This window comes from Gaetbulibacter sp. M240 (genome assembly GCF_043876815.1).
Taxonomy (GTDB): domain Bacteria; phylum Bacteroidota; class Bacteroidia; order Flavobacteriales; family Flavobacteriaceae; genus Gaetbulibacter_A.
In genome coordinates this window covers 179793-204249 of sequence record NZ_JBAWKA010000004.1, presented here as the reverse complement: position 1 = coordinate 204249, position 24457 = coordinate 179793, and the positions used below count along the sequence as shown (strand labels likewise).

20 protein-coding genes and 1 tRNA gene are annotated in these 24457 nt (G+C 36.4%); 12 read left to right on the top strand and 9 right to left on the bottom strand.

Features of this window, described 5'->3' with window-relative positions:
• Nucleotides 1-91: 91 nt before the first annotated feature.
• The gene (locus V8G61_RS12125; protein ID WP_394876004.1) at nt 92-670 is read right to left on the bottom strand and encodes a fasciclin domain-containing protein; all 579 of its coding nucleotides are present in this window, start codon (nt 668-670) and stop codon (nt 92-94) included.
• A 157-nt stretch (nt 671-827) separates the two neighbouring features.
• On the opposite strand from V8G61_RS12125, the gene tpx reads away from it, so the two are divergent.
• The 6 genes from tpx to ribB all read left to right on the top strand — a co-directional run bounded on the left by tpx (nt 828) and on the right by ribB (nt 8017).
• Complete coding sequence (gene tpx, locus V8G61_RS12120) at nt 828-1331, top strand: thiol peroxidase (RefSeq protein WP_394876003.1); 504 nt, start codon at nt 828-830, stop codon at nt 1329-1331.
• A 3-nt stretch (nt 1332-1334) separates the two neighbouring features.
• Complete coding sequence (locus tag V8G61_RS12115; RefSeq protein WP_394876001.1) at nt 1335-1703, top strand: diacylglycerol kinase family protein; 369 nt, start codon at nt 1335-1337, stop codon at nt 1701-1703.
• Between the two features lie 64 nt (nt 1704-1767).
• A complete protein-coding gene (locus V8G61_RS12110; RefSeq protein ID WP_394876000.1) occupies nt 1768-4131 on the top strand; it encodes a DNA translocase FtsK 4TM domain-containing protein in 2364 nt (787 codons plus the stop codon).
• Between the two features lie 9 nt (nt 4132-4140).
• Nucleotides 4141-4776, top strand: a complete 636-nt coding sequence (locus V8G61_RS12105) for an outer membrane lipoprotein carrier protein LolA (protein WP_394875998.1) — start codon at nt 4141-4143, stop codon at nt 4774-4776.
• Between the two features lie 73 nt (nt 4777-4849).
• On the top strand, nt 4850-6841 hold the full coding sequence (locus V8G61_RS12100) for an LptF/LptG family permease (protein ID WP_394875997.1): 1992 nt from the start codon (nt 4850-4852) through the stop codon (nt 6839-6841).
• A gap of 15 nt (nt 6842-6856) precedes the next feature.
• On the top strand, nt 6857-8017 hold the full coding sequence (gene ribB, locus V8G61_RS12095; RefSeq protein ID WP_394875996.1) for a 3,4-dihydroxy-2-butanone-4-phosphate synthase: 1161 nt from the start codon (nt 6857-6859) through the stop codon (nt 8015-8017).
• Here the strand turns inward: ribB and V8G61_RS12090 are convergent.
• Nucleotides 8014-8967 (bottom strand): hypothetical protein, encoded by a 954-nt coding sequence (locus V8G61_RS12090; protein WP_394875994.1) that lies wholly within the window; start codon nt 8965-8967, stop codon nt 8014-8016. The genes ribB and V8G61_RS12090 overlap by 4 nt on opposite strands.
• 154 nt (nt 8968-9121) lie before the next feature.
• Nucleotides 9122-10087 carry a hypothetical protein gene (locus V8G61_RS12085; protein WP_394875993.1) on the bottom strand — a complete coding sequence of 322 codons (966 nt, stop codon included), beginning with the start codon at nt 10085-10087 and terminating at the stop codon, nt 9122-9124.
• 262 nt (nt 10088-10349) lie between these two features.
• Here V8G61_RS12085 and V8G61_RS12080 point away from each other — a divergent pair, with 262 nt between their 5' ends.
• Nucleotides 10350-11090, top strand: coding sequence for a LytR/AlgR family response regulator transcription factor (locus V8G61_RS12080; RefSeq protein ID WP_394875992.1), 741 nt, complete (start codon nt 10350-10352; stop codon nt 11088-11090).
• A gap of 5 nt (nt 11091-11095) precedes the next feature.
• Nucleotides 11096-12592: a sensor histidine kinase gene (locus V8G61_RS12075; RefSeq protein WP_394875991.1), complete on the top strand. Its 1497-nt coding sequence runs from the start codon at nt 11096-11098 to the stop codon at nt 12590-12592.
• 9 nt (nt 12593-12601) lie between these two features.
• On the opposite strand, the gene V8G61_RS12070 is transcribed toward V8G61_RS12075, so the two are convergent.
• The 3 genes from V8G61_RS12070 to V8G61_RS12060 all read right to left on the bottom strand — a co-directional run bounded on the left by V8G61_RS12070 (nt 12602) and on the right by V8G61_RS12060 (nt 16186).
• Entirely contained in the window at nt 12602-14167 is a 1566-nt protein-coding gene (locus tag V8G61_RS12070) for a family 16 glycosylhydrolase (RefSeq protein WP_394875990.1), read from the bottom strand.
• 102 nt (nt 14168-14269) lie between these two features.
• On the bottom strand, nt 14270-15463 hold the full coding sequence (locus tag V8G61_RS12065) for a DegT/DnrJ/EryC1/StrS family aminotransferase (RefSeq protein WP_394875989.1): 1194 nt from the start codon (nt 15461-15463) through the stop codon (nt 14270-14272).
• Nucleotides 15464-15556: 93 nt separating this feature from the next.
• Nucleotides 15557-16186: an NAD(P)H-dependent oxidoreductase gene (locus tag V8G61_RS12060; RefSeq protein ID WP_394875988.1), complete on the bottom strand. Its 630-nt coding sequence runs from the start codon at nt 16184-16186 to the stop codon at nt 15557-15559.
• Between the two features lie 238 nt (nt 16187-16424).
• Between V8G61_RS12060 and V8G61_RS12055 the strand changes: the two genes are divergently transcribed.
• The 4 genes from V8G61_RS12055 to V8G61_RS12040 all read left to right on the top strand — a co-directional run bounded on the left by V8G61_RS12055 (nt 16425) and on the right by V8G61_RS12040 (nt 19665).
• Nucleotides 16425-16509 (top strand) — tRNA-Ser (locus tag V8G61_RS12055).
• 267 nt (nt 16510-16776) lie between these two features.
• The gene (locus V8G61_RS12050) at nt 16777-17433 is read left to right on the top strand and encodes an SGNH/GDSL hydrolase family protein (RefSeq protein ID WP_394875987.1); all 657 of its coding nucleotides are present in this window, start codon (nt 16777-16779) and stop codon (nt 17431-17433) included.
• A gap of 245 nt (nt 17434-17678) precedes the next feature.
• A complete protein-coding gene (locus V8G61_RS12045; RefSeq protein ID WP_394875986.1) occupies nt 17679-18563 on the top strand; it encodes a dienelactone hydrolase family protein in 885 nt (294 codons plus the stop codon).
• Nucleotides 18564-18753: 190 nt separating this feature from the next.
• Nucleotides 18754-19665 carry an alpha/beta hydrolase gene (locus tag V8G61_RS12040; protein WP_394875984.1) on the top strand — a complete coding sequence of 304 codons (912 nt, stop codon included), beginning with the start codon at nt 18754-18756 and terminating at the stop codon, nt 19663-19665.
• 70 nt (nt 19666-19735) lie between these two features.
• Here the strand turns inward: V8G61_RS12040 and V8G61_RS12035 are convergent, their stop codons facing one another.
• The 3 genes from V8G61_RS12035 to V8G61_RS12025 all read right to left on the bottom strand — a co-directional run bounded on the left by V8G61_RS12035 (nt 19736) and on the right by V8G61_RS12025 (nt 24437).
• Nucleotides 19736-21721: an LTA synthase family protein gene (locus tag V8G61_RS12035; protein WP_394875983.1), complete on the bottom strand. Its 1986-nt coding sequence runs from the start codon at nt 21719-21721 to the stop codon at nt 19736-19738.
• A 294-nt stretch (nt 21722-22015) separates the two neighbouring features.
• Nucleotides 22016-23923, bottom strand: coding sequence for a heavy metal translocating P-type ATPase (locus V8G61_RS12030; protein ID WP_394875982.1), 1908 nt, complete (start codon nt 23921-23923; stop codon nt 22016-22018).
• A 115-nt stretch (nt 23924-24038) separates the two neighbouring features.
• Nucleotides 24039-24437, bottom strand: a complete 399-nt coding sequence (locus V8G61_RS12025; RefSeq protein WP_394875981.1) for a cation transporter — start codon at nt 24435-24437, stop codon at nt 24039-24041.
• Nucleotides 24438-24457: the final 20 nt, after the last annotated feature.

Below are 24457 nucleotides of genomic sequence, written 5' to 3'. Positions count from 1 at the left end.
AAATTGGTAAAATTTATTGGTGGATTTTGATCAAAAAAAAAGCGTTCCGAAAAAAATTCGAAACACTTTTTTTGACTAACTCAAAAACTAATTATGACTTTGGTAATAAAACTGTATCTATAACATGAATCACACCATTCGATTGATTTACATCCGCGATAGTAACCATGGCTGAATTTCCATTTTCATCAGTAACATAAACGGCACCATCTTTAATCCATGCGGTTAAATTTCCTCCACTTACTGTTTCTAATGTCGCTTTACCACCAGATTTAGCTATAAGCATTTGTAATTTTGAGGCACTCACCTTACCTGCTATAACATGATATTTTAAAATAGTTTGTAGTAAAGTTTTATTTTCTGGTTTTAATAAATTAGCTACCGTACCTTCTGGTAATTTTGCAAAAGCTTCATTTATAGGTGCAAAAACGGTAAACGGACCGTCACTAGTTAAAACACCTACTAAATCTGCAGCTTTCACAGCCGCAACTAAAGTGGTATGGTCTTTTGAGTTTACGGCATTTTCAACAATGTTTTTTGTTGGGTACATTTCTGCACCACCAACCATTTTAGTTTCTGATTTCATCATATCACTCTGTGCAAAAACACTTGAAACAGTTAGTAACATGGTAAATAATAAACTTGCTTTTAATACTTTGATTGTTTTCATCTTTTTATTTAAATTATTAATTATTAATCATCTTCCCTACTAACGTAATTATTTCCTTTGCGGTTTTTAAAAAAGCCGAAAATATTTTATGGTGACTAAAATTTATAGTCTAATTATTAATTATTAGTTTATTAGTTTTGTATTAAATTCTAAAAAAATGGCTAAAACAGCATTAGATGGCAATCATGCCAATACATCAGGAGAACTGCCAAAAGTAGGATCAAAATTAAAGGACTTTGCTTTAGTAGATAAAGCATTAGGAACCAAAACTCTAAAAGACTTTCAAGGTAGTCAGCTCATATTAAATATTTTTCCAAGTGTTAATACCGGTGTTTGCTCGGCATCCGTTAGAAACTTTAACGCAAATTCAGGTAAGTTAAGTAACACCAAAGTTTTGTGTATCTCTCGTGATCTCCCCTTTTCGCAACAGGCATTTTGTGCTGCTGAAGGCCTTGAGAACGTTATTATGTTATCTGATTTTAGAGATGGACAATTTGGAAAGGACAATGGATTGTTATTATTAGACAGTGCCTTTCAAGGACTTTTAGCGCGTTGTGTAATGGTTGTTGATCGTGATGGTGGTATTCGTTATATCGAATTGGTTCCTGATATTGCTCAAGAACCGAATTATGAAGCCGCACTGAATGCCGTTCAAAATTAATATATGAAACCAAGAAAACCCTTTTTAAAAGGTAGACTTTACAGTATCCGTTGTGCCTTTAACGGTGCTTTCCTACTATTTAAAACTGAAACTAGTTTCCAAGTTCAGGTTGTTGTTGCCATTCTTATGACAATCGCAGGGTTTGTTTTTGAGATTTCTACTACCGAATGGACCATTCAAATTTTGGCTATTGCTCTCGTTATGGGCTTAGAAGCTGCTAATACAGCCATTGAAGATATGGCTAACTTTATTCATCCTGAACACCATATAAAAATTGGTGGCATAAAAGACCTTGCAGCCGGCGCCGTTTTTATTGCTGTTATTTTCGCCATTATTATAGGGTTAATTATATATCTTCCCAAGGTATTTTAAAATACTATTACCCTTAGGATAAACGTTAGTAATTTGTATTTTTGTTGAAACTAACAGCGCATTAATGGCCAAACGCAAAACCAAATCTAATAAAGAGACCAAAAACCCAACTAAAAAACGCAGTTATAAGCTGTCTAGTCAGCAAAAACTTGTGTTTGGTAGTTTTTTAATCATCTTTGGAATCATTTTAGGCATTGCCTTTATCTCTCATTTTTCTACCGGTCCTGCAGACCAAAGTACCTTATCTAGCTTTGATTCACGAGCTGTAGAGTCCAAAAACTGGTTACGAAAATCCGGTGCATGGCTAAGTAATTTTTTCATTAATCAGGGTTTTGGAATCGCCTCCTTTATTTTTTCAGGGCTTATTATGTTATCCGGTGTCTATGTGGTTATGAATTTGAATAAGGCTAAATTGCGCAAACACTGGTTTTGGGGTACGTACATTGTGATTTGGCTTTCCATATTCCTTGGATTTTTTAATAGTCAATATGCGTTTCTAGGTGGCACTGTAGGCTTCGAGTTAAACAGTTTTCTTCAGGATTATTTGGGTAAGATTGGTATTGGTCTCCTACTGCTATTTGGTCTCATTGTGTATTTAGCCATCCGTTTTGGTGTTACTTTCGAAAGTATAGCTAAAGTATTCAGATCAGCTAAAAAAGATATTCAAGAAGATCTTTCAGAAATAGAAGATGTAAACATCGATAACAGTCTGTCTGAAGAAGCAGAAGTGATCAAAACAACCTTCGGCCTTAATACAGAAGACACAGAAGAGACGAGCTCAGAACCTAAGGTTGAATCTAGTCGTAATACGGATACTTCGGAAGAAGAAAAGGCAGAAGATGATATTCAAATGGAAGTTGAACAAGGCGTTGACGACACCTCTGAGGACAGTGATCTGGCTCAAAAGTTAGTTGAAGATTTTGGTCAGTTCGATCCCACTTTGGAATTAGCAAAATACCAGTTTCCAAACTTAGACCTTCTTAAAAGATACGAAACCGAAGGAATCAAAATCAATCAGGAAGAACTTGAGGAGAACAAAAATAAAATTGTGGATACCTTGAGTAATTATAAGATTGGTATTGCCAGTATTAAAGCCACCATTGGTCCTACGGTTACCTTATACGAGATTGTTCCTGATGCCGGAATTCGTATTTCCAAGATCAAAAATCTGGAAGACGATATTGCATTATCACTTTCAGCTTTGGGAATCCGAATCATAGCTCCAATTCCAGGTCGTGGTACTATCGGTATAGAAGTACCTAATAAAAAGGCTACTATTGTATCGATGCGTTCTGTAATCGCTTCCAAAAAGTTTCAAAATTCGGATATGCAATTACCTATTGCCTTGGGAAAAACCATTAGCAATGAAACTTTTGTAGTTGATCTGGCAAAAATGCCTCATTTATTAATGGCAGGTGCTACGGGACAGGGTAAGTCGGTAGGTTTAAATGCTGTTTTAACCTCTTTATTATACAAAAAACATCCGGCGGAAGTCAAGTTTATTTTGGTTGACCCAAAGAAAGTTGAACTTACCTTATTCAATAAAATTGAGCGTCATTATTTAGCCAAGCTACCGGATAGCGAAGAAGCTATTATTACAGATAATACTAAGGTTATCAACACCTTAAATTCCTTGTGCATTGAAATGGATAACCGATATGAGTTATTGAAAAATGCCATGTGTCGGAATATCGCGGAATACAATGTGAAATTCAAGGCCCGAAAATTGAACCCCAACGAAGGTCATCAGTTTTTACCATATATTGTTTTAGTGGTTGATGAGTTCGCTGACCTGATTATGACGGCCGGTAAAGAGGTTGAAACACCTATAGCGCGTTTGGCTCAATTAGCGCGTGCCATTGGTATTCATTTGATTATTGCCACACAGCGCCCATCTGTAAATGTTATAACGGGTATCATAAAAGCCAATTTCCCGGCTCGAATTGCATTCAGAGTAACCTCTAAGATAGATTCCAGAACCATTTTAGATGGCTCAGGTGCGGATCAATTGATCGGACGGGGTGACATGTTATTCACCCAAGGTAACGATCTTATCCGGTTACAATGCGCCTTTGTAGACACCCCTGAGGTAGAACGGGTTACGGAATTTATCGGATCACAGAAAGCTTATCCGGAAGCCTATCAGTTACCGGAGTATGTTGGCGAGGAAAGTGGCACAAGTCTTGATGTAGATATAGAGGATCGCGATAAACTTTTTAAGGACGCTGCAATAGTTATTGTAACGGCTCAGCAAGGTTCAGCATCGCTATTACAAAGAAAATTAAAACTTGGTTATAATAGAGCCGGTAGGATTATAGATCAGTTAGAAGCTGCCGGCATTGTTGGTCCGTTTGAAGGAAGTAAAGCCAGACAGGTTTTAGTACCCGATTTAACGGCCTTAGATCAATTACTTGAAAATGAAATTTAAAAAAAGAAAATGAAGCAACTTTTTACCCTCGTATTTATAAGTATTTCACTCATAGCTTTTTCTCAAAATAAAGCCAAAACACTCTTGAATGATGTGTCCCAAAAAGTGAAAAGTTATGATAATATTGCTATAGAATTTAAATATGTTCTGGAAAACACCTCCGAAAACATCAAACAGGAAACGAAAGGAGATGTTACCTTGGAAGGTGATAAATACCGTTTGAATATTTTGGGAGTTACGCGCCTATTCGATGGCCAAAAATTATACACCATTAGTCCGGAAGATGAAGAAGTAACCATTTCAATTGAAAGGGATAATGAAGACGAAGGTCTCAGTCCGAGTAAAATGCTATCGTTTTACGAAGATGGTTACACATATGAAATGGATATTACACAGAATATCCAAGGACGTAAAATTCAATATGTTAAGCTAACACCCATAGACTCCAATTCCGAAATTAAATATATTTTATTAGGTATAGATGCTGTTACCAAGCACATCTACAACCTGATCCAAATTGGAAAAAATGGAACAAAAACTACCCTTACGGTGAATTCTTTTCAAACAAACGAGCTTTTACCAAAAACCTTATTTACCTTTGACGCCGATAAATACAGTGATTATTACATTAACCGAATAGATTAAGGCAAAAGAGCTGCCTTTTTATAGATGTTGAAAATACCTTATTTCATCCGGTATTTTAGATAAAATTAAGCGCGTGAAAATTTTAGACCGATACATTTTAACGACTTATCTCAAAACATTTTTCAGCGTTTTCGCCATACTCATGCTTATTTTTATTCTGCAGACGATATGGCTGTATATACGCGAGCTGTCTGGCAAAGATCTAGATCTATCAATTATTGTAAAATTTATTGCCTATTTCACACCCAAGCTAATTCCTCTAGTTCTACCTCTAACTATTCTACTTTCGTCCATTATGGTATTTGGAAGTTTTGCTGAGAATTATGAGTTCGCCGCCATGAAATCCACAGGAATTTCACTTCAGCGCGCCATGTCTGGCCTGAGTATTTTTATAGTGATTCTGGGGATTGTAACTTTTTTCTTTTCAAATAATGTCATTCCATGGGCTGAGCTGAATTTTTACAACCTACGCGTTAATATTTACAAACTCAAGCCCGCCATGCTATTGGCTGAAGGCCAGTTTAACGAAGTTGGAGCTTACAACATCAAATTCGACGAAAAATCAGGTGATCAGGGTCAATATTTAAAAAACGTTACTATTCACGTTAAGGGAGCAGACAAAAGAACGAATACGACGGTAATTAAATCTAAAACTGGTGAATTATTCGGAAAGGAAAGTTCTTCTGTATTAAAACTGATCCTAAAAGATGGTAATTACTACCATGATATTATTCCACAGAAAATACAAAACAGGGAAAAACGCCCTTTTGCAAAGAGTACTTTCGACACCTATACAATGAATATCGACCTATCCCAGCTTAACAATGTTGATATGGACGAAAAATCTAATACTGAGAAATCAGACATGTTAAGTTTAAAAGGTCTTGGTGTAGCCATGGATTCGATCATTAAAAAACGTGCTACGGAGCAAGAAGGCACCAAACAGAATTTATATCAACGGGCAGGTGTATCGAATTTTAAGTTGGCTAATGAGTTAGATACATCGGAAATTGATTCCATTCAATCTCGAAAGGATTCGTTAGCGAAACAACCTCTGCTTTCTGTTTTTGATTTGAACGCTCAAATTCGCTTAGTGGATCTAGCATCGAAAGCTATGTTTAGCAATAAGCAAACGGTAATTGCCAAGGAGAAAACCATTATACAGTCTAAAAAAGACCTGTATACCCATATGATCTCATACCATCAAAAGTTCGCCCTGGGTTTTGCTTGTATTATCTTATTCTTTGTAGGAGCCCCTCTCGGTGCCTTAATTCGAAAAGGAGGTCTTGGCTTGCCAATGGTCATCGCTATTTTACTGTTTTTAACCTATCATTTTATAGGTATTTTTGCCACAAACAGTGCAAAGAATGGAAGTTTGAACCCTATTTTAGCAAGTTGGTTTTCTACATTAGTCATGCTGCCTTTAGGGGTTTATTTAACCAAACGCGCAACAGCGGATCGAGGCTTGTTCGAGATTGGAAACATTCTGGATCCTATTAAGAAAATCCTTAAAATCAAGGACAAAGAGGTTTTTGATTATAAATTCTTATTATCCTATACCAATGAGCGCCTCATTGATGTTATTAACAATTTTGAAGATCATGGTCTTGAAGCCGAAGCACGTATAGAGGCTTTACGTATTTTGGAAGAACGTGAAAACACTTTGGAAGCTTTAGAGCGCAACGGTTTGGAAATAGATTCAGCATACAAAACCTCAGAAATACACACCAGAAATTATAATGACCATGCTAAATTCGCGATCAGTTTATTTAGTACAGGTGCGATATTACTCATTTTATTTTTCGTGTTCAGAAACAACAAGCTACCTTCACTGGCCGAGGCCTCTATTCAGTTAAGCATAGTGTCGTTCGCTTTGTACGTTGTGTATTACCTAAAGTCCATGCTGAATTTAAATCAATTTTACAGCCATATCAAGAAATCTGGAAAACGTCCACATGTAACTCTGCTTATCCTAGGATTTTCGTTGTATATGATAAGTTTTTTATTCTTAAAATTAAAAATCAAAGAAGACCTGAAGCAAAATTGTTTGGATTCTTTAAAATAGCAATATCTTTGCAAAATGATGACAGAAACTATGACCAAAACAGCAAAGTCAAAATTTAAGCTCAATACCATTCAAGAGGCTATTGAAGACATCAGACAGGGAAAAGTTATTATCGTTGTTGATGATGAAAATCGTGAAAATGAAGGCGATTTTGTGGCGGCTGCTGATAAAGTAACCCCTGAAATGATAAACTTCATGGCTTCACAGGGCCGCGGTTTAATTTGTGCGCCATTAACTGAGAAACGCTGTAAGGAATTGGAATTGGAAATGATGGTTCGTAATAATACGGACCCCATGGAAACAGCTTTTACGGTTTCTGTTGATCTTCGCGGACATGGTGTAACCACAGGTATTTCTGCGAGCGATCGTGCGAGAACAATAAAAGCTTTGATCGACCCCAATACCAAAGTACATGAATTGGCGCGTCCCGGACATGTTTTCCCTCTTGTTGCTAAAGAAGGTGGAGTACTGCGACGTACCGGACATACAGAGGCTGCTATAGACTTTGCGAGATTAGCCGGTTTACAACCTGCAGGTGTTATTGTAGAAATCATGAATGAAGATGGTTCTATGGCGCGTTTACCTCATTTGATGGAGGTGGCTGAAAAGCTGAATCTAAAAATAGTTTCCATTGAAGATTTAGTAGCCTACCGCATGCAACACGACTCCTTAATTGAGAAAAGAGAGGATTTTCAACTGGAAACACGATTTGGAAGCTTTAGATTAAGAGCTTACAAGCAAACTACTAATAATCAAGTACATATAGCTTTAACAAAAGGCTCTTGGGCAGACAATGAAGAGGTTTTGACACGGATAAATTCTACCTTGGTGAATAACGATATTTTGGGCACCTTAACGAACAATGCTGATAAGAAGTTAGACGACATGTTCAAGGTGATCAATGACGCCGGAAAAGGCGCCATAATCTTTATAAATCAAGAAGCCCAATCGATGAATATTTTGAGTCGATTGGACTTCTTAAAAACAAATCAGGTGACTAACAAAATTACCAAAGCCCCTCGAATAAATATGGATAATCGGGATTTTGGTATAGGTGCTCAGATCCTACACGATCTTAATATCCATAAGTTACGTCTGATCTCCAATACCGAACAAACCAAACGCGTTGGTCTGGTTGGCTACGGCCTTGAAATTGTAGACTACGTTCAATACTAGTCTATCACATCAAATTCTACAAGTAAGTTTTTTGATTTTGTATTTGGTACCTCGGAAATAAAAACATAGTTCCCGGGCTCTAAGTCGACTGTAAAATAACCTGTTCGTCCTTCCGGCATATCATTTACCCCACCTAAAAAGGTTACCCCATTTGGTGCTGGGCTTTGTAACCCGCCTTTTATAGACCAATCCATCCATTTTTCAAGTTCATCGAGGTCTGTGTAAGGTTCTATTTTGGCCAGATTGATATCATGGCCAACAAAATTTTCATGTACAATTTGATCCTTAAAATGTACCGAAAACACCTGTTTCCCTTTAGTAATCCCTTTATCGTAGGTAATGCCATCCTCACTTGAAATAGTAATATTAACAGTAGGTTCCGGTGGCGTTACACCACTATCCTTATCTGTTACAATAATAGCTTTCGCCATGCCCATAGAGGTGTGAAATTTCCCTTCTGGCATCTTTACATAACATTCCATGATGTAATACCCAGGATCGAGTTTTACTGCTGTTAATGAGGTTTCTTTTGGACTTAAAAGTCCGGAACCACCAACAAATATAATTTTTCCGAACCACTCCGGTAAATTGGCTAGTTCGGCCATACCTTCATCGCGCTTTCCTGCATGGATAAGTTCACCACACTTGTCAAAAGGCGGTGCAACCTCTTCTATGGTGTTTTGTATGGTATAACCTTCAGGATATTGATCCAACAAGAAAAAGTGTGGTTGATCTGAAAGGTTCTGGTATTTGAAAATATTCCACCCTGAAGGTATAGTGTCTACAGATTGGAAATCCATACCTCTGGTTACAATATCGACAACGTTCATAGAAGATTCCATAGCAACCTCCTCATCCGCAATAGCGTCCTTATCTGATTCTTTTTGTTTACAATTAAAAAAGACTAATAGTGTAAAAATCAGAACGATTTTTAAATACATTGATTTCATAGTTTGTGGTTTTGTAGTTATTGAATTTAATTAATTTTCTGATAATCAGTGCTAAATGTACATATCTATCATGTTTTAAACGCATTGGATTTTATGAATGGTAAAAAATGTACTCTATTTTGTAAAGAATAAATTGTAACTAGTTTTCTAGTGATTAATAAACCTTAAAAACCTTATACATTTTTCGATTTAAAACATCAGGAATTTCGGATATTAGTACATAATTACCTTTTTCAGCTAGATTAGCCTTGAAAAAGCCTGTACTTCCAGCCTCAAGGTCTTCAACACCACCTAAAAAAGTTAAACCTTCAGGGGTTGGTGTTCTAAACGATTGAATATTTGCCGCATTTATCCAGTCACCTAATGAATCCAAGTTGGAAAGCTTATCCAGTCTTACTAAATTTATATCGTGACCTAGAAGGGTTTCATATAGTTTTTGATCTTTAAAGTTTACAGCAAGCTCATACACACCGCTTTTTATTGAATCCTTAAAAACAATGCCTTTTTCGCTTGAAACATCAATATTATAGTCGGCTATAGGAGCTTCTAAATTATTCTTTTTATCCGTTACAACAATTTGCTTTAACATTCCGTAAAAGGCATGGGGCATCCCATTTGGCATTCTAACATAACATTCCATAACATAGGTACCTGGATTCAGAAATACAGTTGACTGTGCAGAGCTTTGCGGTGAAATCAATCCTACACCACCACCTAATTTCACGTCTTTCCACCATTCAGGTATTTCCTCACTTGCTTTCATGGCTTCCTCATTTTTCCCTTCTATTAAAAAAGTAAAAATCTTTTTAAAGGGAGGAACCAGTTCATTGTTATAATTTTCTATGGTGATACCCTCTGGCATTTTTTCAAGGATGAAAAAATGGGTTTCTTCAGATTTATTGATATATTCAAAAGTGGTCCAACCGGAATCAAATTGCGATGGTATTTCAAAATCCATAGCATTCGTAACTACTTCGACCCTATTAACTTTATCATTGCTCCTTTGAACTTCATTAATTGTCGTATCGTTTTCCTTATTTTGATTTTTACAACTAAAAATTATAAGTGAGATAACTGATAAAAAAATGGCATACCTTTTAATATAAATCTTTGTAGTCATAATAAAAATGTTTTAACTAATTTTCTGATAATCAGTCATAAATATACATATCTATCGTACTTAAAAGGGCTTTGAATTTATGAATGGTAAAAAATGTGCTCTAATTTGTAGAGAATAAATTGTAACTTGTCTTAGAACACCTTTTGGTGTTAATAAAAACTGAATATAAGCGAAACAATACCAAGTATGTATTCAACAGTGCCTATTATACAAACCTTTACTATAATGTATGAAAACTTTATATTTTTAACAAAAGTTTGATATGATACGCGCCATTATTATAGATGATGAGTTCAATGCCATTAATAATTTGAAATGGGAAATTGAAAATTTTTGTGATGATATCGAGATCTGCGATACCTTCACAAATCCTAAGAATGCTATTTCTGCGATCAACTATCTCAAACCCGATTGTGTTTTTTTGGATATTGAAATGCCGGAAATGGACGGATTTCAGTTATTGGCACAACTAGAATATCGTGATTTTGATCTCATCATTACCACGGCTTATGATAATTACGCCATTAAAGCCTTTAAAGAGCACGCCATAGATTACCTCTTAAAACCCATTGATTCTGAAGATCTTAATAATACTATTGCTCGGGTTCGTAAAAATAAAACCAAAAATAATCTGGGTGAAGAAGTCAAAAAAATAATAGATACGATCTCTAGAGAAAATCAACCCAAAAGGATCGCCTTACCGCTGGTAGGAAAAACTAAATATGTGAATATGGTAGATATACTCTATTGCAAATCAGATGGAAATTACACCGAGATCTATTTAAAAAACAGTGAGAAAGAAATGCTGTCTAAAAAATTGAAGGAATTTGAAGATATGACCAGCGATGATTTCTTCAGAGTTCATAACTCCTATTTGGTCAATATTAACAGCATTAAAGAGTTTGTTAAAAGTGATGGCGGTTATATTGTACTCGAAGATGGGACTCATATTCCGGTATCACGATCAAAGAAAACCGACTTATTAGCCGTATTAAATAGTTAATGATTTTGGATCAGGATCTATCGTATTACTTTTTTAATTACCCGTTTCAAAACGGATTCATCACCTTTACAATCGGGATATTATTTATCCTTTCGGTCTACCATTTTTTGTTGTATTTTCAAAATAAAGACAAGCTATATCTGCTTTATAGTGGCTATACTTTTTTCATTATTTTATCACAACTGAATCATGTCTCAAGCGGTTTTATTTACGAACTGTTTGTTCCTATTCAAGTCGTAACAAACTACCCTACCATTGCTACAGAAATCTACTTTTTCCTTTATGTACTTTTTGCATTCCGGTTTCTGAATATGAAACAGGAGCTAAACACCTGGTACACCTGGAGTATGCGTGCTTTGTATCTTATTATGGCATATTGTGTAGTTAATTTTATTTGGTATCTGTTTACGGGGGATATATCTACCTTATCCCAGGGTTATTTTGTGTTCACCATACCCATGACCATGTATGGTATTGTCATGTATATTCCTTTTTTTAAGTTGAAAAATTCTCTGAAGTATTACATGATCGCAGGATCATTTATTTTGTTAGTTTCCTCGGTAGTTTCCTTGATCTACTATCTGAATCTTAAAAATGAGGGACTCCACGTAGAACCAGCTTACAGTATACTATACCTCGGATTTATTTTAGAAAATATCATTTTTTCTTTGGGACTGGGTAAGAAGCAGAAGCTGATTTTAGAGGACAGGGATGCCGCTAAGAATAAACTCATTTTACAATTAAAAGAAAACGAAAAACTGCGTAATAAAATTCAGGAACAGCTTGAAAACGAACTAGAAAAACTAAATAAAGAAGCTGAAATAGAGAAACTGCATACCCTAAAAATGAAATATGACAAAGAGCTCGCAGAATTAAAGGTATCAGCGCTGCGAAGTCAGATGAATCCACATTTTATTTTTAATTCGCTTAATTCCATTAAGCGCTATATTATTGATAATGAAAAAGAGCATGCTGTTTTCTATTTGAACAAATTTTCAAAACTTATTCGAAAGATCTTGGCTTCAACCACAGAAAAAGAAACCTCTTTAACTGAGGAACTGGAAACCATGACTCTCTATATCAATATTGAAAATATACGTTTTAATAATAGTATCGATTTTAAACTGGATTATGATGATACTTTAAATCTAAGTGCTATAAAACTACCATCTCTTATAACACAGCCATTTCTGGAAAATGCGGTATGGCACGGATTATCATTAAAGAAAGAGGATCGGCAATTAAGGATGGAGGTTAAAAAGGCTAGTGATTCACAATTTCAAATAGATATTATTGATAATGGCGTTGGCCGAAAAAAATCTCAAGCCTTAAAGAAAAATAAACTTCTTAAACGGGAGTCACTAGGAATAAAACTTTCCGAAGAACGCCTAAAACATTTTAGTGAAAAATTTAAGAGCTCTTATAGTATAAGCTTCACAGACCTTTACGAGAAGGACAAACCTGCAGGTACCAAGGTCACAATTATCATTCCTTTTGCTTAGCGAAGCATATTAATATTTTAGTACTTTTTTGATGGTTGTTGTAGGTCCTGAATAAATTTTTAAAAAGTAAACACCTGCCGGTAAATTTTCAACATTTATGGACCTCCCGATTTCCTTATGTTTTAAAACTAGCTTGCCGAAAATATCGTAAAGCGCCATATCATCAATCGTTTCTGATGTTTTAATATTTAGTTCAGTTTTAACCGGATTCGGGAATACTTTAAAAGCATCTTTTCGAGTTTCTTTAATGCTTAAACTCGAGTTCTGATACACCCGAACATAATCTATTTGCATGGTGCCCTCGGTAAAACTTGGATCAATTGTTCCTGCCACACCTCCCATAGCGATATTCAGAAGGATATACTGATCAGCATCAAAAGGCCAGGTATTGGCATCTTTTACGGAAGGATTATAAGTATAATAAACAACACCATCTAACAAAAATGAAATTTGGTCTGGAGACCAATTCATGGAATAAATATGAAAGTCATTTACAAGATCCGAGGCTATAATGCCACCTTTATTTGGATTACCACCGTAGCAACACGGTGTATGAAGCGCACTACTTATATAGTTTGGGTCTTCCGAAGGAAATATACCATGTTCCATAATGTCTATTTCACCACAGGCCGGCCAATTGGTTGTACCATAAGTATTGTCCCAATAACCGCCATCTTCATTTATGTTCTTCCCTAGCATCCAAATAGCAGGCCAAGTCCCTGCTTGCGTGGGGATTTTAGCTCTAACATCTACTCTACCATAAGTAAAGGCAAATTTCGAGTTTAATCGTGCAGACGTATAGGATTTTGTGTATCCCTGATCTGAATATGTTTCCTTTTTCGAAACAATATTCAAAAAGCCTCCTGCAACATAGGAGTTATCTGTTCTATCAGTATAATGCTGAACCTCATTATTATACCAACTTCCACCTGCTGGAAGTTGGGTTTGGTGAAACCAATTCGTACTATTCACAGCACCATTTGTGTCGAATTCATCAGACCATACTAAATCGGTATAAGTCACATCCAGTACATTTGGATCTGTTGGTGTTGACCCATCATCAATAGAATCTATTAAATAAGTTCCCGAAACCGTACTTCCCCCATCAATAAATATGGTGAGTCTGCTGTATTGGCCGGTGGCATTAACAGGTGTTACACCATCCGAACTAGCTACGGCATTCGAAAAATCAAAAATGATGTTGTGAGTCCAACCAGAACCGCTAACATTTTGAGTAACCTCCACATTAGGATTTGCGCCATTTTCCAATTTTAAAAGAATATTATGGGAACCGGTATCATATCCATAATAGGACAAAGAGATGGTTTTTTGCAGACCCAAGTCGATTGGTCTTGAAAGATCGATATAAAATCCTTGCCATGGATCAGAACCGTCGTTAGAGAACTGGCCAATCGGATTTCCGGCATCTTCAGGATCTGATGTTAATGCGAAAGAACTCCCACTAAAAACACTAAAAGTGTCTGAACCACCAGAGAAGTCAATGGGCATTTGTTGGGAAAACGTGGTGTTAATTTGAAATAATAAAAACAGGAATAATAGGTAGTTGACTTTCATAGACTTTTCTTAGGCTATAAAAGTACCCTTATCCTAAAGGAAAATAAAACTTTTAACCCCTACAAAAACCATACACTTGGAAAAAAGAATATCCTAAAATACTTATATACAGGATTTTATGATCTGAACCATTTTGTCGGCACGTGCTTTAACATCGGCTTCAGACCATGATAATTTGATCAAACAAGACAAGTTTCTGGCAATGTAGTGGTCGGAAGCCGGAAAGGTTTTGCCCTTTAATTGTTCTAAGCCCTGTTTAACTTGCACTGGTAAGGGGAATAAGGATTTTTGCTCACTGAGGTGTTGCCATTTACGCACGTAATGCCAATTGTTATCGTAATAATGAAAACAAGCATCTACACCTTCAGCTTTAAATTTGGACGCCACTGTTCTCGACGTTTCCAGATCGGGTAAATAAAAATTGAGAAACCCATAATTCTCTTCCCCGCCTTCAGGAACCGTTCTGAAGGTTACTTCAGGGATTCCTGATAAGGCTTCCCGGATGATGGTGAAATTCTTCTTTTGAATACTGAGAAACTCCGGAAGGCGTTTTATTTGAGCCAATCCAACCGCAGCGTGAAGTTCTGAAATACGAAAATTATATCCCATAAATGGATGGGTTTCAGCCCCACGATCGTTCCCAATATGATCGTGACCATGATCGCTGTAATGATCAGCGTGCGTATGATATTGTTCGTTATTGGTAATGACAGCACCGCCTTCTCCACAAGTAATGGTCTTTACAAAATCGAAAGAAAAACAGCCCAAATCTCCAATGCTACCTAGAGGTTTGTTTTTATAAGTCCCTCCTATGGCCTGACACGCATCTTCAATAAGTAAGAGACCGTGTTTGTTACAAATGCTTTGTAGCGCATCCATGTCTCCCATACTACCACACATTTGAACGACCATAACAGCTTTCGTTTTATTGGTTATCTCAGCTTCAACAGCATTAGGATCCAGAGTTAGTGTATCATCGATATCTACCAAAACTGGAATGGCACCAAGCATGAGGATCGCTTCAAAACTGGCCACAAAGGTAAACGTTGGCATGATCACCTCATCCCCTGCTCCTACACCAACACTAGCTAGCGCTACAGATACTGCTGCAGTTCCGCTAGACACCAATTGTGCGTGGTTGACCTGAAAGGCTTTTTGCAATTCGGATTCCAGAGCTTTCGCTTTCCAATGGCCATTTCGCATACCGTCGAAGCCATAGCGCATGAGAACACCATTGTCTAAAACGTCTTGTAACTCTTTACGTTCTGAATTTCCAAATAGTTCAAATCCTGGCATAGTGTTTATATGGTTTTGTGAAGCGCGCTAGGGATTGTAGCGAGTTACCGTGTAACGCGCAAAGCCCGACCCTTTGGGGAGCGCCCTAATTAATTATATTTCAATTATGGTCTCGTGTATGGGTTTTCTAACCTTTTTAAAATCGGAAAACATATCGTCACTGGCCCGATACCCAACCGGTAGCAAAAGTACTGATTTTAGGCCACGTTCACCAAGATTTAAAATACTGTCGAACTTTTCGGGGTTAAAACCCTCCATAGGGCAGGAATCGATGTTCTCGATAGCGCAGACCGTCATGAGGTTACCCAGAGCTATGTAGGCTTGATTCGTTGACCATTGTTGCTGTTCTATAAGTGATTGTTTTTGAATGGTTTGTATGAGATTTTCGCGATAAGGATTTAAGATGTTTTCGTCTGTATTTCGGATATCTTTAATGTTATTAAAAAAGTCGACAACATCTTGCGCAACGATCTCTTTTTGAATACAAATTACAAGTAAATGAGAGGCATGTAAAACCTGCTCTTGATTGTAAGCGTGGGGCCATAATTGCTCGCGAAGTGCCTGATCCTGAACTACCACCATGGATATGGTTTGTAAGCCGTAGGAGGTTGCCGTGAGATTGAACGCCTCCTTGAGGATGTTAATTTTTTCCTGTGAGAGGATTTTATTGGGATCGAACTTTTTCGTTGCGTACCGCCATTGAAGCTGCTGGATCGTATTCATTTTGCTTTTAATTTTTACAAAAATACGTTTAGAATTTTGTTTTTGAGGTTCATAATAATTAAAAAAAATAGATGTGCGAATAATTAAAATTTATTTTTAAAAATGTGTCTTTTTTTTTGAATAGAATGAAAAAGGACATTATATTTGCACCCGCCTGCAGAAAGCGGCGAATTCTTTTAGTGAGCGCGCTCGCAGTAATAAAGAAACCGTAATGTTGTGTAGGTTTTGAAAACGCATTGGAGGAATGGCAGAGTGGTCGAATGCGGCAGTCTTGAAAACTGTTGAGGGTCACACCTCCGGGGGTTCGAATCCCTCTTCCTCCGCTTAATAAAAACCTTAACAATTGTTAATCAATCAGTTAAGGTTTTTTGTTTTTAATATTAGCCCATATTTAGTTCAAAAAAACTTTTTTTGAAAAATTAACATCTAATACTAAATAGGATAACTAAATCAATACAGATACCTTTAATTCTTTTTATTTAGATTATATATATTATAATCAGTAAGTTATCGAGTATAAACTTATATATTCCCACCCAACTGCCTTTTATACGAGACCCTTAGCTTTGAAAAGGCAAAAACGATAAATAATGAAATATTTAAAAATAAAATTAATACTCTTATTCTTGTTGATTGGAATAACAAGTTGCAAACAAGACAAAAGGAAACTATTTATAATCGGAGATTCTATTTCGATTGGATATACTCCTTTTGTTACTGAAAATCTTAAGAATATTGCAGAAGTATCACATAATCCAGGAAATGCTCAGCATACAGGAACTGGACTTAGCAATATTGAAACATGGATTGAGGCTAATGATTGGGATATAATTCAATTTAATTGGGGCTTGTGGGATTTATGTTATCGTCACCCTGATTCAAAAGTACAAGGACACAGAGATAAGAAAAATGGAACAATAACTTATTCACTTCATGATTATGCTTCAAACCTTGATTCAATTGTTACAATTTTAAAAACGAAAACTAATGCTAAATTAATTTTTGTAACAACAACATATGTTCCCGAGAATGAAGCTGGCCGATTTCAAAATGATGTAATAAGATACAATGAAGCTGCAAAAAAGATAATGAAAAAACATTCGATCATGGTAAATGATATATATGAACAATCCATCTTAATACACAAAAAATTCGGGAAAGGACTGGATGATGTCCACTATTCAAAGGAAGGATATGAAAAATTAAGTGAACATGTAACAGAATTTCTCAAAACAGAAATAAAATAAGCACTAGCCTTTTGGAATTGCTCCTGAATGACTAATGGGGGCTCATAATGCTCAATTCAGCTGAAGTCTCAGAAAAAACGACTTTTGAGCATAGTGTTCCTTTTATTTTAAGTCATGTAGCACTTCTAGTATCGAATGTGCAAGGGAAGTAACAGCATGAAAAGGCAACACCCGATTGGAACATCGTGTTAAAAAATAAAAATGATGAAAATAATTCACTATTTTTAAAGGACACAAAAAATATTATGAAAAAGATAAAAAAAGAAGACATTAAACAAGAGGTTTTCGACCTCTATGATGATTATGCCCACAACAAATTAGCACGACGAGAATTTATTGAGAAACTATCCTTATACGCCGTTGGTGGCCTTACGGTGACCTCTTTAATGAGTTTCCTGATGCCTAACTACAAGGATACCATGTTGGTAAATCCTAAAGATCCTGAATTAGATTCAGGGTATATTTCATATGAATCTCCTAAAGGCGGTGGCACTATAAAAGGACTGCTTTCAAAACCTAAGAATAGTTCCGAAAAATTGGGTGGTATTATCGTGGTGCATGAAAATCGCGGCCTGAATCCTTACATAGAAGACACCGCGAGACGTGCTGCCCTAGAAGGTTATATAACCTTGGCTCCAGATGCACTAACACCACTTGGTGGTTACCCCGGAAATGACGACGAAGGCCGTGCTTTACAGCGCCAACGTGATCGAGATGCCATGCTTGAGGATTTTCTTGCGGCTTTCAATTACCTGAAGGATCATGAGCAATGTAGTGGGAAAATTGGTGTCGTTGGATTTTGTTTTGGCGGTTGGATTTCAAATATGATGGCTGTAAAACAACCGGATTTAGCAGCAGCCGTACCTTTTTATGGATCGCAACCTACCGAGGGCATCGATAACATTAACGCGCCCTTAATGCTCCATTTTGCAGGCTTGGATAACCGCGTAAATGCAGGTTGGCCGGATTATGAAGAGGCGCTTAAAAAACATAATAAATCCTATGAGGCCTATGTTTACCCTGATGTTAATCACGGGTTTCATAACACAACAACGCCTCGTTATGATAAAGCTTCAGCTGAATTGGCCTGGGAAAGAACTATGGCGTTTTTTAAAAAACACCTTCGTTAATCTTCTAACTTAATTGTACCGCGAGTAACTAGAATGGTGATTTAGCCTTCAGGTTCAAAAACGTACCAATTAATCACATAATGATCTGAAAAAAACATTTTGAGGTTCATATAGTTCATCACTACTTAAAATTACATTTCAGTAACCTGATTCATTACTGTATTTTAGCATTCTAATCTCAAACAATCCCATGCAACAACTTAGGATCTGGTTATTTTTATTTACTCTACTCTCAACAGTACTTTCAGTTGAAAGCCAAACACGCTTTGTTGACCCGATATTCGATTCGATCTCGGTGAAGACTTACACCTACTCCCTAATTGCTGGTAAATCATTAAAATTAGATATATACACCCCTCTGAATGACAACATGGAAAAGCGTCCTCTTTTCATGCTGATTCACGGTGGTGGATTTAAATATGGAAAACGAAATGATAAGGGTCTTGTCAATTTAGCCAGGAACATTACAAAAAAAGGTTATTTGGTGGTTTCTGTGGATTACACCAAACTCCCGAAGAACAAAAGTTTTGGATGTAATATGTCGAAGGATTTTATCTTGCAGACCATACGAAACGCAACTCATGATGTTACAAAAGCTTTATTATTCTTAGTAAAATACAAAAATATTTTCGGTATTGACGACTCAAAAATTATCCTAACCGGAAGTAGTGCCGGAGCTGAAATTGGACTGAACCTTACTTATAACAAGAATCAAATTTTGAGTCCGTATTATGTTTCAGATATTCCTGAAATAGCCGCAGTTGTTTCTATTTCCGGTGCTATTTTAGATGCACAGTTTATTACTAATACTAATGCAAAGCCAGGTGTGTTTTATCATGGTACCAAAGACCCTATTATTCCTTACGGGGATGGGGTGCATCACAATTGTAAAAAAAATCAAAAAGGCTATTTAACCGAATCCGGCTCAAAAGCCATTACCGACGCATTAAAAAAACAGAATTCAAGTTATTTATTATATAGCTATGTAGACCGTGGCCATGATATATTCAATCTTCCATACGAGGATTTACATCAAGCCTTCGTGTTTTTACGAAAGGTTTTATTTGACAAAGGGTTTCATCAAGGTGTTCGATTCAGATAATTATTTTTAAAGGAATCAGAAGTCCATAGTTACGCCCTTTAGTTTTAATTAAAAAACAAATTAGCTGGCGCTATTCGTATTGATTCGTTTTTAGACCGCCATGCCTGTATAAATCATCAGCTACTAAATAAAAAGAAATAGTAGTTTTAATAAATGAGTCATCCTCAGGTATGGGGCTCAAACTATTATCAACGTAATCATAACTGTAAAAATTAGCGTTTTTATGTTCGTCAAGAATAACGACACTATTGTCTTTAAAATACCCTAGTTTTCTATAGTTACCAACAAATGCTCTTAAATCTTCTTTAGGCATTGAAAGAATATCTTTTCCAAAAAAATTCGAATTGTAATTCCACCCCAAGCAGGCAAATAAGGTTGGAAAAATATCTATTTGTGAAGCCAGAGTAAACACCTGTTTGGGCATGGTTTTAGGCAGATTAACAAAAAATGCCGGGATACGATAATTTTTAATATCAAGTTCCCAACGGCCTGCACTACTCGCACAATGATCGCTCATTATAACGAACACTGTATTGTCGTACCAGGGCTTTTCCTTAGCTAATTTCAGAAATTCTTTAATTGCGTAATCGGTGTATTTTACAGCTCCATTCCGACCTGTACCCGAAGGAATATCAATTTCACCTTCAGGATAGGTAAAGGGTTTATGATTTGATGTTGTCATTACAAAATCGAAGAAAGGGATACTATCTGAATAGGATTTATCGGCTTCTTTGATCACTTTACGGTATAAGTCCATATCGCACACCCCCCAGGCATTTTCAAAAGTAACCTCATTATCTTCAATATTAGTTCGAGTCGTTTTGATGGAATCATCCAATAAAAACCCACGACCTCTATCAATAATATTGAATCCGTTTCCTCCAAAAAATGTATTCATATTATCAAAATAGCCATCACCGCCATAAAAGAAATTCCTGGTATACCCCTTCTCTTTAAACACTTCTCCAATGGTATACAGATTTTTATTATTCTCTCGTTTTACAATACTTCGCCCTGGTGTTGGTGGAATCGACAAAGTAATGGCTTCCATCCCACGAACCGTTCGTGTTCCTGTTGCATATAAATTTTTAAAGAAATAACTACTCGAGTTAGCTAGAGAATCTAGGGTTGGAGTAATACCCTCCGTGTTTCCAAAAGTTTGCATAAAATCGGCACTCAAACTTTCAATGCAAATAAATATAACATTTGGCCTTTTTGGTGGTAAGGTGTCGATAGGGTTGTTCTTTACATATCGGTATATAGCCTTCGCTTCTGGATTAATAAAACTATCACGAGAATGCGCATAGGATTCTTTCACCATGTTATAGGCTTCCGCTTTCGGTATGGTCTTGTAAAATTCGGAATAAGGTAATTCGTTATTCTTAAAAGCCGCAAAGAAGGCGTAAATTCCAGATTTAGCCAACTCATTATTATAACGATTATCTGAAAAATCAGCGTGACTATTTTTGATGTAGAATGCATTAAGAAGCAAGATCGCCATCCAGGGAAGTACTGCCATTGATTTGGTTGTGAAGACGGTTTCACTTTGAAAAGTTCTATGGAAATAACCCAGTTTATAAACAATAAATAAACTAATGGCCACCATTAAAATAATTCCGGAAATAAGAAATGGTAATGGATAGGATTGATTTATATTTTGTACAACTTCATACGTGTAAATCAAATAATCTACAGCAATAAAGTTATAGCGCCTGTGAAACTCATCCCAAAAGGTTAATTCACCAAAAAAAGAAAAATAAATAATTAGTAATCCTAAAGAAAATCCAAAATACGTTATGATTTTATCAGCCACAGTGCCGTAAAAACGTTTTGGAAAAATAAAAAGATATAATAAAAAAGGAATCGAAAAAAAAGATACCGTTGCCAGGTCGAATAAACTACCAATTACAAAGGTGCTTGCCAGAACAAAAAAGCTTTTATCAACTTCAGGGAAATTCCATACAAAAAAACTCAACCGAACCAAAAAAGAAACGATCAAAAACAGCCCAACAAAAGCCTTAAATAGTGCAAATCGGGAAGGGAAGATTTTGGACATGGATTTCTAATGCATATTAACCTTCGTAAAAATAAGTTAAAATTATAATTTACAGTTGGGTTTAATCCGCATTTTAAAAATAATGTTCGAATCTTCACACTAAAACATCAATAATTCTATGTTATTATAACCGAACCAACAAATCAAAAAACTACGCAAAGTATTCATCAATTTTCAAAATCAAATGTTTTGAGGAAGATACTACCGGACCTTATTTTTTCCACAAAATTATTCATTCAATTTACCAGGTAAAGTTTTAGGTTGTTACCTAAACTGGATGAGAATTAAAACCAGTTAATCCCATCGCATATGTTGTAAACGCACAGCGTTCAAAATGGCTAATAGAGCCACGCCTACATCAGCAAAAACTGCTTCCCACATATTGGCCAGACCACCTGCACCCAAAATCAAAACAACGAGTTTTACGCCCAGAGCCATAATAATATTCTGCCAAACAATATGACCTGTAGAGCGCCCTATTTTTATAGCCTTGATAACTTTTGATGGATGATCCGTTTGAATCACCACATCCGCAGTTTCAATAGCCACATCACTTCCAAGACCACCCATGGCGATGCCCACATCACTCAAAGCCAAAACAGGAGCATCATTAATACCATCGCCTATAAATGCTAGTTTATGTTTTGATTTTTTCTGAAGTTCTTCAACTTCCTTAAGTTTATCTTCAGGTAATAAATTCCCTAAAGCACTATCAATTTGTAAATCCTGTGCTATATTTTGAGTGACACTTTCACGATCCCCTGAAAGCATTACCAAATGAGATATTCCTAATTTTTTTAAGCCTATTATAGTCGCTTTGGCATCATCCTTAAGAGCATCGGCGATCACAACATACCCTTTTAATTCACCATCAATAGCCAGCATGACAACTGATTTCTCAATATTTTGAGTTTTCTCATCTACAGAAATACCGTTACCTTTCATTAAAGACAAATTACCAGCCAGAACCTTTTTGTCATTAACCACACCAATTAAGCCTTTCCCAGCTACTTCCTGAACATCAGAAACCTTAAACTGATCAATATCCATATCATAATCGGAAATGGCCTTGGCAATTGGGTGGGTCGACTTCCCTTCAATGGCTTTGAAGTAACTCATGAGTTCCTTTTTGTTTCCTGAGATGGCATGAATCTCTTGAATTTCAAACACTCCTTTTGTTAGCGTACCGGTTTTGTCGAAAACCAGTGTTTTTACCTTGGCAATGACATCCAAAAATGATGCTCCCTTGAAGAGAATCCCATTTTTTGAAGCGGCACCTAAGCCTCCAAAATAGCCCAACGGAATAGATACAACCAAAGCACAAGGACAAGAAATAACCAGAAAAATAAGAGCTCGGTACAACCAGTCGCTAAAGACATATTCGTCGACAAAAAAGAAAGGTATTATGGTTAAGGCCAGAGCCAGATATACAACGATCGGCGTATAAACCCGGGCAAAACGCCTGATGAATAACTCTGTTTTTGATTTCCTTGAGGTGGCATTCTGAACCATATCCAAAATTCTAGAGATGGAGCTATCCTTGAATTCTTTGGTAACTTTAACTTCGATAAGTTCTTCTAAATTGATGCTTCCTGAATACACTTCCTCACCTTCAACGACGCTCTGAGGCTTACTTTCTCCGGTTAAAGCTGCTGTATTTAAGCGTGCTTTTTCAGATATTAAAACACCATCTAAAGGAATTTTTTCGCCAACACGGATTTGCAGGGTTTCCCCAATACCAACACTTTCAGGAGAAACCAGTGTGTATTGACCATTCCGCAAAACGTGGGCCTCCTTGGGACGAACATCGAGAAGCGCCTTAATATTCCCTTTTGCTTTACGAACTGCCGCTCCCTGAAATAATTCACCTACTGAATAAAACAACATTACGGAGACACTTTCAGGATATTTTCCAATAGCAAATGCGCCAACGGTAGCCACCGTCATCAGAAAAAACTCCGTGAATATATCTCCACGTTTTATGGTATTCCAACCTGCTTTAATCACCGGCCATCCTACTGGAATATAAGCGATACCATACCAAATAATTTGTACTTTGTTCGTAAAAAACATGGATCCGAAATATTCAGTAAGTATGCCCGCAGCTAACATTATAAAACTTATAATAGCTGGTAAATACTCCTTAATAGCCAAGGGTATTTTGATCTTATTATGAAATACGGAATTTTCTTTTACCTCCAAGGTTAACGGTCTTTTTTTAAATTGATTCGTAATGTTACAATTAAGGTAACAAAAATTAATAGCAATAAAAAAAAGCGTTTGTTAAGAAAACAAACGCTTTTTTCGACTTTAATTTTTATTTAGTCAAGCTCATTTCCATGTCATGATCATATTGACAGCACATTGGCAAGTCTTCATAAGCCGCCGCATCACCTGCCATTTTATCGGTATCATATCCAGATCCCGCTATAGCCTTGTGAATCGCCATATCTGATGTTTTTGAGGCATCGAATGTCACTTCAATGGATTTATTGGTCACATCCCAATCTGCTTCGGAAACACCATCAACCGCACCTACGGCCTTTTCTATGGTAGCCTTACACATGGAACAATTACCACGAACACCAAAATTTATAGTACTTAACTCATTTGAGGCCATTTCCGTAGAAACGGTATTGGTATCCTCCTTTGTTTCATTCTTACATGAACTTAGCATTACTGCCACTAAAAATACACTTAAAATAATCTGTTTCATTGTTTATTATATTAGGGTTA